The organism is Treponema sp. OMZ 805 (assembly GCF_050937395.1).
Taxonomy (GTDB): domain Bacteria; phylum Spirochaetota; class Spirochaetia; order Treponematales; family Treponemataceae; genus Treponema.
The window spans coordinates 1-771 of record NZ_JACCLP010000047.1 but is presented as its reverse complement, the minus strand read 5'-3'; the positions used below and the strand labels follow the sequence as shown (position 1 = coordinate 771).

At 41.1% G+C, this 771-nt stretch carries 1 protein-coding gene; it reads left to right on the top strand.

The window, feature by feature from the left end:
* The first annotated feature begins 178 nt into the window (after positions 1 to 178).
* Positions 179 to 649 carry a hypothetical protein gene (locus HGH47_RS12210; protein WP_432912742.1) on the top strand — a complete coding sequence of 157 codons (471 nt, stop codon included), beginning with the start codon at positions 179 to 181 and terminating at the stop codon, positions 647 to 649.
* Positions 650 to 771 lie beyond the last annotated feature (122 nt).

Here is a 771-nt window from a genome sequence, read left to right as displayed (position 1 = left end):
TGCGAGTGGGAGTGGTGGTGTTGCGCCCGCTTTCTGTGTTGCGTAGCAACATACGATCTTCACATCTTAGCCCCTTTATGGGGCTAAAGAAAAAGAGCGTGAAAATGAGTATACTCTATGCTCAGGCGTTAGCCTGAGCTTAAAAAAAATTTCATATTTTGGAGGTGTATTTTTAACAATGAGTGTTCTTAAAAATAAGCGCGGGCTTTCTAAAATGGAGTTTTATCATACTGCACGAAAAATCAGACGGGAGTTGACTGAGTTTTTACGCCGTGATTTTGGTATACATAGTAGAAATAATGCTTCAAAGATTGACCCGACATTGCCGGACGATTGGTACGATGAGGATATGAAAGAAATTGCCCGGAATATCAGAATGCTATTGCGGAACCTCATGTGGAATATCACGGCTGCCAATACGATTTATGCGGTAACAAAAGAAGAATTACAGGTAAGGCGGAATTATCAAAATACAGCTATCATCAACTGTCAGCAGTTAATACAAGAATTACAGTTTTGCGAAGATGCTTTGCCGATAAAGGCCTCAAAATTATTGCCGTATGTTGAGGCAATTGGGTTTGAAATAACACTTCTAAAAGGATGGCGCAAGTCGGATAATAAAATTGCCGAAAAATTAAATGGTACATAAGGGTGCTTTCTGTTTGCGGCTTCTTTTTGCAATAGCAACAACAATGGTAATGCCAACTACAATAATGCGAGTGGGAGTGGTGGTGTTGCGCCCGATTCCGTGAGGCAGCACACGGTAGGTTT